The 1290-nt window shown below is 71.7% G+C and carries 2 protein-coding genes; both read left to right on the top strand.

Annotated elements, in window-relative coordinates; all coding sequences use genetic code 11:
* On the top strand, positions 1-420 hold a 420-nt coding region (locus tag KGI06_06340), incomplete at its 5' end, for a hypothetical protein (protein MDE1871827.1).
* Positions 417-1127, top strand: coding sequence for a hypothetical protein (locus KGI06_06335; GenBank protein MDE1871826.1), 711 nt, complete (start codon positions 417-419; stop codon positions 1125-1127). The genes KGI06_06340 and KGI06_06335, both read left to right, overlap by 4 nt.
* Positions 1128-1290: the final 163 nt, after the last annotated feature.

Genomic DNA, 1290 nt, shown 5'->3' with positions numbered 1-1290 from the left:
GAAGGCCAAGCGATGATGGCGCGCGCCCGAGGACGGGGAGGACGCATGACGGACGTTGGACAAGCCATGACCGACACGGACACGGCGGCTGAGGGGCGGCATCCCTTCGGAGCACTGGCGGAGATGGCCATGCGCCTTGGTGCGCGCGACATCGGTGGGAGCCCTGGCTGCTGGGAGCACACCTGGGAGCAGGGCGGCGGCGAATGGTACGTGGCGGTGAACGGCCACGGGGTTGATACGCATTGCAGCCGGGGACGCCTGGTGCCGCCGGTCACGGCCTATGTGGAGTACAACGGCTGGCCGGCGGGCCTCATTGACCCAGGCGGCTGGATGCTGGCCGAGGGCAAGGTTGCCAACCTGCGCACCTTCATGGCGGCCTGCGATGCCGCCGGGCCGGGTGTCCGGAAGGAGGACGCATGAAGGCGTACCACTTCCTGCGGGCGGACATGACGGCGGGCAACGGCGACGAGCCGCCGTGGGCGGTGGGAGAGACCCGTAGCATCGAGGGCGAGCTTGCCCTCTGCGGACGCGGCTACCACAGCAGCCCCTCGTGGGCTGATGCGTTGCAGTACGCCCCCGGCCCTGTCGCCTGCATCGTTGAGGTGTCCGAGCCCAAGGCGAAGGATGCCGAATTCCCCCGCAAACAGATGTCCCGGACGCGGACGCTGCTGGCGGCACGGGACGTGAGCCGCGAGCTGCGCCTCTTCGCCTGGGACTGTGAGGAGCGCCCTCTGGCGCATGAGTGGGCGGCGGGCGAGGCGACGGATGAGGAACTGGCCGCCGCATGGGTCACCGCACGGGACGCCGCACGGAAAGCCGCCGACGCCGCATGGGACGGCGCATGGGTCGCCGCACGGGACGCCGCATGGGCCGCCGCACGGGACGCCGCACGCAACCCCGCATGGGACGCCGCATGGGCCGCCGCACGGGACGCCGCACGCAACCCCGCATGGGACGCCGCATGGGTCGCCGCACGGGACGCCGCACGCAACCCCGCATGGGCGACCGCATACAGCGCAGCGGGCGCCGCACAGGACGCCGAGCGTGACTGGCAGCGGCAGCGTCTCGCAGCGCTGCTCGACCCGGTGCTGGCCGCCGGAACGGATGTCCAGGGGGAGGACGCATGACGGACGCGCAGATGTTCTTCGCCGTGTGGTTCGGCGCCGTGCTGACGCTGGCGTTCATCGTCGCGCTGCACCCGATCCTGCACTGGTTCGGGCGGCTGTGCGGTGAGTGGCTGGCGGACAGGGCGGAGCGGCGGCGCATCGCCCGGCGGCGGGACAACATCAC

It is taken from the genome of Candidatus Micrarchaeota archaeon, assembly GCA_028866575.1.
Taxonomy (GTDB): domain Archaea; phylum Micrarchaeota; class Micrarchaeia; order Micrarchaeales; family Micrarchaeaceae; genus UBA12276.
The sequence above is the reverse complement of the archived record's forward strand: the minus strand, read 5'-3'. Positions and strand labels throughout refer to the sequence as shown.